The sequence below is a fragment of the Rhizobacter sp. P3_C12 genome (assembly GCF_056402735.1).
On the sequence record NZ_JBFUGW010000253.1, the window covers coordinates 1 to 9,007 of the forward strand.

The 9,007-nt window shown below is 71.3% G+C and carries 11 protein-coding genes; 5 read left to right on the top strand and 6 right to left on the bottom strand.

All coding sequences use genetic code 11. From position 1 onward, the window contains the following. The 5 genes from AC1DXV_RS27190 to AC1DXV_RS27210 form a co-directional block, all read right to left on the bottom strand. Nucleotides 1–598 (bottom strand): 2-dehydro-3-deoxy-6-phosphogalactonate aldolase (locus AC1DXV_RS27190; protein WP_477936489.1); only part of this gene is annotated, 598 nt, incomplete at its 3' end. 95 nt (nt 599–693) lie between these two features. After that, nucleotides 694–1,980 (bottom strand): RNA polymerase sigma factor, encoded by a 1,287-nt coding sequence (locus AC1DXV_RS27195; RefSeq protein ID WP_477866513.1) that lies wholly within the window; start codon nt 1,978–1,980, stop codon nt 694–696. A gap of 8 nt (nt 1,981–1,988) precedes the next feature. Continuing rightward, nucleotides 1,989–2,519, bottom strand: a complete 531-nt coding sequence (locus AC1DXV_RS27200; protein WP_477866515.1) for an SRPBCC family protein — start codon at nt 2,517–2,519, stop codon at nt 1,989–1,991. Nucleotides 2,520–2,634: 115 nt separating this feature from the next. Continuing rightward, complete coding sequence (locus tag AC1DXV_RS27205) at nt 2,635–2,988, bottom strand: YciI family protein (protein WP_477866517.1); 354 nt, start codon at nt 2,986–2,988, stop codon at nt 2,635–2,637. 25 nt (nt 2,989–3,013) lie between these two features. Beyond that, the gene (locus tag AC1DXV_RS27210; protein WP_477866519.1) at nt 3,014–4,189 is read right to left on the bottom strand and encodes an MFS transporter; all 1,176 of its coding nucleotides are present in this window, start codon (nt 4,187–4,189) and stop codon (nt 3,014–3,016) included. An 80-nt stretch (nt 4,190–4,269) separates the two neighbouring features. Between AC1DXV_RS27210 and AC1DXV_RS27215 the strand changes: the two genes are divergently transcribed. Together AC1DXV_RS27215 and otnI are read left to right on the top strand one after the other, a co-directional pair. Next, on the top strand, nt 4,270–4,689 hold the full coding sequence (locus AC1DXV_RS27215) for a PH domain-containing protein (protein WP_477936491.1): 420 nt from the start codon (nt 4,270–4,272) through the stop codon (nt 4,687–4,689). 35 nt (nt 4,690–4,724) lie between these two features. Beyond that, the gene (gene otnI / locus AC1DXV_RS27220; RefSeq protein ID WP_477866523.1) at nt 4,725–5,510 is read left to right on the top strand and encodes a 2-oxo-tetronate isomerase; all 786 of its coding nucleotides are present in this window, start codon (nt 4,725–4,727) and stop codon (nt 5,508–5,510) included. On the opposite strand, the gene AC1DXV_RS27225 is transcribed toward otnI, so the two are convergent. Further along, nucleotides 5,495–6,427 (bottom strand): 5'-nucleotidase, encoded by a 933-nt coding sequence (locus AC1DXV_RS27225; RefSeq protein WP_477936493.1) that lies wholly within the window; start codon nt 6,425–6,427, stop codon nt 5,495–5,497. The genes otnI and AC1DXV_RS27225 overlap by 16 nt on opposite strands. A 127-nt stretch (nt 6,428–6,554) precedes the next feature. Between AC1DXV_RS27225 and AC1DXV_RS27230 the strand changes: the two genes are divergently transcribed. The 3 genes from AC1DXV_RS27230 to AC1DXV_RS27240 all read left to right on the top strand — a co-directional run. Next, nucleotides 6,555–6,752: a hypothetical protein gene (locus AC1DXV_RS27230; RefSeq protein ID WP_477866527.1), complete on the top strand. Its 198-nt coding sequence runs from the start codon at nt 6,555–6,557 to the stop codon at nt 6,750–6,752. Between the two features lie 10 nt (nt 6,753–6,762). Beyond that, entirely contained in the window at nt 6,763–7,659 is an 897-nt protein-coding gene (locus AC1DXV_RS27235; RefSeq protein WP_477866529.1) for a response regulator, read from the top strand. Continuing rightward, a partial coding sequence (locus tag AC1DXV_RS27240) for a PAS domain S-box protein (RefSeq protein WP_477936495.1) occupies nt 7,656–9,007 on the top strand: 1,352 nt, incomplete at its 3' end. The genes AC1DXV_RS27235 and AC1DXV_RS27240, both read left to right, overlap by 4 nt.

The following is a 9,007-nucleotide window of genomic DNA, read 5'->3' on the forward strand; positions in this document are numbered from 1 at the left end:
GCGCGGCGACGAACGCGCGCGCCATCTCGCTGGTGCGCGACACGTCCTGCCCCGGCTTGTAGAGGTCGCTGCCGAGGCCGGCGCCGATGCAGCCGGCGCGCAGGTACTCGCCCAGGTTGGCCGGTGTGACGCCGCCCACCGCGAACAGCGGCACGCCGGCCGGCAGCACCGCCTTCAGCGCCTTCACATGGCCGGTGCCGTAGGTGGTGGCCGGGAACAGCTTCAGCGCCTGCGCGCCGGCATCGAGCGCGTCGAAGGCTTCGCTGGCGGTCGCGAAGCCGGCCGCCACCTGCAGGCCGCGCTGCACCGCGTAGGCGATCAGCGAGGGCCGGGTGTTCGGCGTCACGACGAGCTTCGCGCCGACCTCGACCAGCGCATCCACGTCGGCCGGCTTCAGCACCGTGCCGCCGCCGATCAGCGCCCGGCTGCCGAAGCGCTGCACGATGTCGGCGATGCTCTTCTGCCATTGCGGCGAGTTCAGCGGGACTTCGATCGCATCGAAGCCGGCATCGATCAGGGCCTGCGCATGGGGCAGGGCTTCTTCGGGGCGGATGCCGCGCAGGATCGCGATCAGCGGCAGGGAGGTGGTCCAGGTCATGGGGCGACAGCGTAGCGAGCGCTCCGGTGTCGCACAAATGAAATTTTGGGCCGCCGGCATGCCAAAAAAGCGGCATCCGCCAGCCCCTCTGCCGCTCAGTCCGGCTGCTCCCGGGCCCGCTGCAGCAGCAGTTCGCGTTCGCGCTCGTTGCGCGTCATCTCGGCGGCGCGCTCGAAGGCCTCGCGCGCCTCGGCGTGCCGGCCCAGCCGCGCGAGCAGGTCGGCGCGCACGCTCGGCAGCCAGTGGTAGTTCGCGAGCGCCGGTTCGGCCTCGAGTTCGTCGACCAGTTCCAGCCCGGCCGCCGGCCCGAACGCCATGCCGACCGCCACCGCGCGGTTCAGCGCCACCACCGGCGACGGCGCCACCTGCTCGAGCGCGTCGTACAGCGCGACGATCTGCACCCAGTCGGTCTCGTCGGCGCGGCGCGCGCGGGCATGGCAGGCCGCGAGCGCTGCCTGCAGCGCATAGGGCCCGCGCGCGCCGCCCAGCGCCTCGGATCGCGCGAGTGCCGCCAGCCCGCGCGCGATCATCTGCGGATCCCAGCGGCCGCGGTCCTGCTCCATCAGCAGCACCGGGCGGCCCTGCGCATCGGTGCGCGCCGGCGTGCGCGAAGCCTGGATCTCCATCAGCGCGACCAGGCCGTGCACCTCGCTCTCGCCGGGCGCCAGGCCGGCCAGCACGCGGCCGAGCCGCAGCGCCTCGTCGCACATCGACGGGCGCATCCAGTCGTCGCCGGCGGTCGCCGAATAGCCTTCGTTGAACACCAGGTAGATCACCTCCAGCACCGAGCCGAGCCGCGCCGCGCGCGCATCCGCCTGCGGCACCTCGAACGGCACGCGTGCCGCGCTCAGCGTGCGCTTGGCGCGCACGATGCGCTGAGCGATGGTCGGCTCGGGCACCAGGAAGGCGCGCGCGATCTCGTCGGTCGTCAGCCCGCCGAGCAGCCGCAGCGTCAGCGCGACGCGCGCATCGGTCGACAGCACCGGGTGGCAGGCGGTGAAGATCAGGCGCAGCAGGTCGTCGCCGATGTCGTCCTCGCGCGCGGCATCGAGCCCGTCGACGAAGTCGGGCACCACGTGCGCCTGCATCGCGTCCATCTCGTGGCCGAGCTCCTCCTGCTTGCGGGCATGCAGCGCGTCCTGCCGCAGCCGGTCGAGCGCGCGGTGCTTGGCGGTGGTCATCAGCCAGGCCGCCGGGTTGTCGGGCAGCACGCCGCCCTCCCAGTGCTCCAGTGCGGCGAGCAGCGCGTCCTGCGCGAGTTCCTCGGCCAGGCCGACGTCGCGCACGATGCGCGCGACGTGCGCGATGATCTTCGCGGCCTCTGCGCGCCAGACGGCTTCGATCGCACGGTGTGTCTCTGTGCGTGGTTGTGTCGATTCCACCGGGGTCCTCAGGTGCTCTTCTCGGCGAGGCTCTTCAGGTTCGCGAGCCCCGCCTCGAAGTCGGTGCCGACCATGCGGTCGACGTTGATGAAGACGTGCATGACCTTGCCGAGGTACGGAACCGGGCCGTGCATCGCCCAGGTCACGCGGGTGCCGCCCTGCTCGGGCTGCAGCGTGAACTCGGCCTGGTTGTGCGCCTCGAACGGCTTCACGAAATCGAGCGCCATCGTGACCTTCGAGGCCGGCACGGTCTCGAGGATCGCGAGGCTGCCGGTGCCGACCTCCTTGCTCTCCCAGCCGTAGCGCGCGCCGGTGCCGACGGTGGTCGGGCCGTAGCTGCCCTTCAACGCCGGGTCCTTGCGCTCGTACGGGTTCCAGGTGTTGAAGCTGCGCAGGTCGTTGATCATCGCGTGCAGCTTCTCCGGCGGCGCCTGGATGCGCACGCTGCGCTCGACGCGGAAGGTGTCGGGCTTGGTGGCGGCGTAGACCAGCAGCACGGCGAGCGCAGCGGCGATGACGAGCAGGGTGGACTTCAGCATGATCGGCTCCTGGGTGTGACGGGCGGATCGATGGGTCCGCCCCTGTTCACACGACGGGCGATCAGCGGCCGGATCGACATCGCCAGGGCCAGCTCAGGGATAACCCCCGGGGTGCCTAGGCGAAGCAGGGGCCGAGCTCGCGGACCTCGATCGTGCACCACTCGGCGGCCGGGCAATCGGCCGCGATCGCCACCGCTTCGTCGCGCGTCTTGACGTCGAGCAGGAAGAAGCCGCCGATCATTTCCTTGGCCTCGGCGAACGGGCCGTCGACCAGCCGCTTCTCGCCGGCGCGCTTCTGCACGCGCACCGCGCGGTCCTGCGCGAGCAGCGATTCGGCGCCCTTCAGCACGCCGCGGGCCTTCAGCTTCTCGGCATAGCCCAGCATGCTGTCGTAGGCCGCCTGGCCTTCGGCGAGCGTGCGCTGGCCGCGTTGTTCGACGGGTTCGACGATGAGCATCACGTAGGACATGGGGTCTCCGATCTCGAATAGGCGTTCATTGTGAAGCGGAAGCGCGGCCGTGGGGATACGGCAGCACCATTGCGAGGCTGGCGACGCACAGCAGCAGCATCGCCAGGGCCAGCGGCAGCGGCGAGCGGCCCGACATGAACGGCGCCACGCCCTGCGTGCCGAGCGCGCCGGCCGCGAGGATCGCCAGCATCAGCAGGGCCGACGCGCGGCCCATCTGCACCGGCGGCAGGGCCAGYGCCTCGCTGAAGGCGGCCGGCCCGCGCACCGCGAGCACCGCGGTGAAGGCGCACCAGAACACCGCGACCGTTGCGTAGCCGGGCTGTCCGAGCCAGGCCGCGAGCGCGAAGCCGCCGCACAGCGCCACATGCGCCCAGCAGCCGGCCTGCACCGCACGCGCCGCGCCGAAGCGCCGGCTGATCCGCCCGGACTGGCTGGCCACCGCCATGAAGCACAGCACGCTCATCAGCTGCAGCGCGGCGAAGCTGGCGGCGCCGCGGCCGTAGGCATGCACCATCAGCTGCGGCGCGCTCGCGACGAAGCTCAGCAGCGCACCGAAGCACAGCGCATGGCACAGCGCGAGGCGCACGAACCTGCGGTTGCCGACGATCGCGCCGTAGCCCGAGGCGGCGCTGCGGTCCAGCCCCGGCAGCTCGCGCGGCGTGACGCGCACGACGAAGGGCAGCGCGAGCAGCGTGACGCCGCCGAGGATCCAGAACGTGGCGCGCCAGTCCATCACCAGCAGCAGCGCGCTGCCGAGCACCGGCCCGGCGGCCGGCACCGCCGACTCGATCATCGCGATCGAGGCGATGCCCTTCACCGCATGCTCGTCCGGCAGCGTCGCGCGCACGACGCTCGGCGCCACCACCGTCGCCGCACCGGCGGCCGCGCCCTGCAGCGCGCGCATCGCGAGCAGCCAGCCGATGTCGGGCGCCAGCGCGCAGCCGAAGGCGCTGAGCACCAGCAGCGAGACGCCGATCTGCACGCAGCGGCGCGGGCCGAGCCGCGTCATCGCCTCGCCCCAGATCAGCTGCGACGCGGCGAGCCCGGCGAGGAACACCGCGACCGTCGCCTGCGCCAGCGTCACGTCGATGCCGAGCGAGGCCTGCAGCGTCGGCACGGCCGGCAGGAACAGGTCCATCGCCAGCATGCTGGTGGCGGTGACGATGGACAGCGGCAGGACGGTGCGGACGGTGGGCGGCATCGCGGCGACGCAAGGGGCGGGCGCCGACTGTAGCAACCCGCAGCTGCTATCGTCACGCCGCACTCTCCCCAAGGAACACCATGTCGAGCTACATCGAAGGCGCACTGACCCCGGACGAACGCGTGCTGCACTACGCCCACGTGAGCCTCTGGTCGCTGTGGGTGCCGCTGCTGCTCGGCCTGGTGCTGCTGCCGGCCTTCGGCGTCGGGCTGATCGCCTGGGGCTATGCCTACGTGATGTACAAGACCACCGAGCTCGCGGTGACGAACAAGCGGGTGATCGTCAAGCAGGGCTTCATCTCGCGGCAGACGATCGAGATCAACATCAACAAGGTGGAATCGATCCAGGTCGACCAGACGGTGATGGGCCGCATGCTCGACTACGGCTCGCTGCTGATCTCGGGGGCCGGTTCGCCGCAGGCACCGTTGAACGGCATCTCGAAGCCGCTGGCCTTCCGGCGCGCGTTCATGGAAGCGCAGGACGGCAGCTCTCACCGCTGACTTCACCGCTGACTTCACCGCTGAGGAGACCCGCCATGCCGAAGTTCGCCGCCAACCTGAGCCTGATGTACACCGAGCATGAGTTCATCGATCGCTTCGAGGCCGCGGCGCGCGACGGCTTCGACGCGGTCGAATGCCTGTTCCCGTACGACCTGCCGGCTGCGGAACTGAAGGCGCGGCTGCAGGGGAACGGACTGCGGCAGGTGCTGTTCAACGCGCCGCCAGGGGATGCCACGCAGGGCGAGCGCGGCCTGGCCTGCCTGCCCGGCCGCGAGGCCGCCTTCCGCGAAGGCATCGAACATGCGCTGGCGCTGGCCGGCGAGATCGGCTGCCCGCGGCTGCACGTGATGGCGGGCATCGCGCCGCCGGAGGTCGACCGGGCCTGGCTGCGCGAGTGCTATGTCGCCAACCTCGACTGGGCGGCCGGCCATGCGGCACCGCTCGGCATCGAGCTGACGATCGAGCCGATCAACACGCGCGACGTCCCGGGTTACTTCCTGAACCGGCAATCCGAGGCGCATGCGGTGGTCGTCGAGCTCGGGCGGCCCAACCTGAAGGTGCAGATGGATCTCTACCACTGCCAGATCGTCGAGGGCGACGTCGAGATGAAGCTGCGCCAGTACCTGCCGAGCGGCCGCGTCGGCCACATGCAGGTGGCGGGCGTGCCGCAGCGGCACGAGCCGGACGTCGGCGAGCTGAACTGCGCCCACCTGTTCGACGTGATCGACGAGCTCGGCTGGAGCGGCCACATCGGCTGCGAGTACCGCCCGCGCGCCGGCACCTCGGCCGGCCTCGGCTGGTGGCGTCAGCGCTCGGCCTGAACGGCCGCCACCTGCGCGATCAGGTTCGAGACGCCGGCCGCGACATGGCCTGAAGGCACATGGGCGGCGGCGTTCTCGATGTGCCCGGTCTGGTCGTCGAAGAAGAAATCGGGCTCGAACTCGCGCAGGAACTCGCCCTTCGGCAACCCGCCGAGGAACATCGCCTCGTCGATCTCGATGTGCCAGTCCATCAGCGTGCGGATCGCGCGCTCGTGCGCCGGTGCGCTGCGCGCGGTGAYGAGCGCGGTGCGCACCCGCATCGCCGGCGAGGCCTGGCGCTGCAGCAGCTGCAGCGCTTCGAGCAGCGGCTTGAACGGCCCCGCCGGCAGCGGCTTCAGCGCCTTGTCGCGCTCATGGGCCTGGAAGGCATCGAGCCCGCCGCTCTGGAACACCTGCTCGGCCTCGTCGGAGAACAGCACCGCGTCGCCGTCGAACGCGATCCGCACCTCGTGCGGATGGGCATCGGACGCACGCGCCGAGTGCGGGTAGACGCGGGCGGCCGGCACGCCGGCCTCGAGGGCCGAGCGCACGTCGGCCTCGTTGGTCGACAGGAACAGGTGGGCATTCAGCGGCCGCAGGTAGCGCCATGGCGATTCGCCGCGCGTGAACACGCCGCGCTGGATCGGCAGCCCGTAATGCTGGGCCGAGCGGAACACCCGCATGCCCGAGACCGGGTCATTGCGCGACAGGATCACCACCTCGACCGAGGCCTGCGGCGACGCCGCGTTGAACGCGAGCAGCTTGTTGACCAGTGAGAACGCGACGCCGGGCTTCGCCGGTTCGCCGACGCGCTGCAGCTGCAGCTGCATGTAGGCGCGGTCGTCCTTGGCTTCGAACAGGCGGTTCTCCTCTTCGAAATCGAACAGGGCGCGCGAGGAAATGGCCACGACGAGCTGGCCGGCGAGGGTGGCGGGCATCGCGGGATGATACGGGCGGGGCGTGGTGAAACAAACGAAACAAAGCGGGCCGTTGCGGAAACGGGGTTGATACCCACCGCTTCGACACTGACGGCATACCAACACGCACAACCGCCCGGAGCCCCCCATGACCGCGACCCTCGTCACCACCACGCTGCAACGCCTGTTCTCGCGCCGCGCCGCTGCGCCTGCGCGCCGCCCGTCGCGTGTCGCGGTGCAGCGCGCCCGCTTCGCCCAGGCGCACCGGCTGGAGTTCGCCGACACCCGGCCGGTGGTGTTCCGCAGCGAGGCCTTCGGCGAGGACATCGCCCACCTGAGCCTGTGAGCGGTGCGCGATGAACACCACGCCGACCGCCACCGAATGGATCACCGCGGTGCTGAGCGGCGCGAACCGTGCCGGCATTGCGCCGCCGGACCGATATGATCCGCCGCGAACCCCCCGCGACATACCGCAACGAGGCATCTTCCCCATGGCGTCCGGCGTGCAAGCCGCCACCCCTGTCGTGCTGGTCGTCGACGACGAGCCGGAGATCCGCTCGCTGCTGAGCGAGTACTTCGGCCGCCACGGCCTGGTCGTGCGCACCGCGCAGGATGCGGCACAGGCGCGCGAGATGCTCGCCGAATCGCTGCCCGACCTGGCCATCCTCGACGTCAACATGCCCGGCGAGAACGGCCTGTCGCTCGCGCGCTGGCTGCGCGAGCGCCACCCGCACATGGGGCTGGTGATGCTGACCACCGCCGGCGAATCGGTCGACCGCATCGTCGGCCTGGAGCTCGGTGCCGACGACTACGTGCCCAAGCCGTTCGAGATGCGCGAGTTGCTGGCGCGCATCCGCGCGGTGCTGCGCCGCGTGGCGCTCGCCACGCTGGCACCGCAGGTGGCGGCGGCCGCCTCGCAGCCGACGCCGAGCAAGCGCGTGCGCTTCGGCACCTGCGAGCTCGACCTCGACCAGCGCCGGCTGTTCGCGCTCGACGACAGCCGCGAGGTCGAGATCAGCGCTGCCGAGTTCGACCTGCTGTCGCTGTTCGCCCGCCACCCGAACCGGCCGCTGAGCCGCGACCAGATCATGGAGCAGGCGCACAACCGCGGCTGGGACGTGTTCGACCGCTCGATCGACCTGCGCGTGATGCGGCTGCGCCGCAAGATCGAATCCAACCCCGACAAGCCGGAAGTGCTGAAGACCGTTCGCAACGTGGGCTACGTCTTCGTGCCCCACGTCGCGGACGCATGACCGGACTCCAGCGCGAGTTCAGCTGGACCGGCCGCCTGCGATGGGGCGAGCGCCCCGAAGCCGCGGACGGTGCGGCGCTGGACCCGGCGCTGATGAGCTCGCTGCTCGACCACATCACCGCGCGCGTCGCGGTGATCGACCGTGCGCACCGCTACCGCTACGCGAACGGCGAGGCGGCCGGCTTCTTCGGGCTGACACCGAAGCAGATCACCGGCCGGCACCTGGCCGACGTGATCGGCCGCGCGTCGTACGAGGGCTACCTGCCGTGGACCGAGCGCCTGTTCGGCGGCGAATCGCTGCGCTGGCAGGGCTGGGTCGAGTACCCGGTGCGCGGCCGGCGCTTCGTCCAGGAGACGATGGTGCCGTACGGCCCGCCCGGCGAGCCGGTGCAGGCGATCGTCGTGTTCGGGCGCGACCACACCGAGCTGAAGCTGCACGAGGAGGCGCTGGCGCAACAGGTCGAGCAGCTGCGCGCCAGCGAGGCGCTGAAGTCGGCGATCGTCGACCATGCGCTGGCGGCGCTGATCTCCACCGACGGGCAGGGCTGCATCGTCGAGTTCAACCCGTCGGCCGAGGCGATGTTCGGCCGCACGCGCGCCGACGTGCTGGGCCGGCGCGTCAGCGAGGTCGCGATGCCCGAGCGCTACCGGGCCGCGCACGATGCCGGCATGGCGCGGCTCGCGGCCGGCGGCGCGCCGCGCGTGCTGGGCCGGCGCATGGAGCTGTTCGGGCTGCGCGCCGACGGCCGCGAGTTTCCGATCGAGATGGTGCTGTGGCGCAGCGATGTCGGCGGCACGGTGTTCTACACCGCGTCGATGGTCGACGTGACCGAGCGGCATGGCGCGGCGCAGCAGATCGAGCGCCAGCGCGAGGCCCTGCGCCAGAGCGAGAAGCTGACCGCGATGGGCAGCCTGCTGGCCGGCGTCGCGCACGAGCTGAACAACCCGCTCGCGATCGTGATGGGGCGCGCCAGCCTGCTGGAGGAGAAATGCGAGGACGATGCGCTGAAGGCCGACGTGCTGCRCATCCGCGAGGCGGCCGAGCGCTGCGGGCGCATCGTGCGCACCTTCCTCGACATGGCGCGCAGCAAGCCGCCGCAGCGCAGCACGGTCGACATCAACGACCTGGTGTGCGCCGCGGTGGAGATGCTGCACTACGGCTACCGCACGCACGGCATCGAGCTGGAGACCGAGCTGGAGGCGGCGCTGCCGTCGATCCACGCCGACGGCGACCAGGTCGGCCAGGTGGTGCTGAACCTGCTGATCAACGCGCAGCAGGCGCTGGCCGGGCAGGCGACGCGGCGCCGCGTGCGGGTGCAGACGGGCGTCGAGGCGCGGCGCGACAACCG